Source organism: Chryseobacterium sp. SIMBA_028 (genome assembly GCF_046535285.1).
In the GTDB taxonomy this organism is placed as follows: Bacteria; Bacteroidota; Bacteroidia; order Flavobacteriales; family Weeksellaceae; genus Chryseobacterium.
Map to the genome: position 1 here is coordinate 1 of NZ_JAWRWZ010000888.1, position 231 is coordinate 231.

Annotated in this window: 1 protein-coding gene; it reads left to right on the forward strand. The window is 60.2% G+C overall.

The window, feature by feature from the left end; translation table 11 throughout:
- Window positions 1–231, forward strand: a 231-nt coding sequence (locus SCA31_RS25760; RefSeq protein WP_410699764.1) for an MFS transporter, incomplete at both ends; no start/stop codon positions are given.

Genomic DNA, 231 nt, shown 5'->3' on the forward strand with positions numbered 1-231 from the left:
CTATAAGTCCAAGATGGGCAGCTGGCAGGACCTCGGCGTCCCTTGGCTCCGCCGGATCTTCGGTGTGGGCCTCGGGCTGGCAGTCATACAGCAAATTACCGGTGTCAACTCGATCATGTACTACGGGACCCAGATTCTCGCCCAGTCCGGTTTCGGCCGCGAGGCTGCGTTGACCGCCAACATCGCCAACGGCGTCATTTCCGTCCTTGCGACGTTCGTGGGGATTTGGTT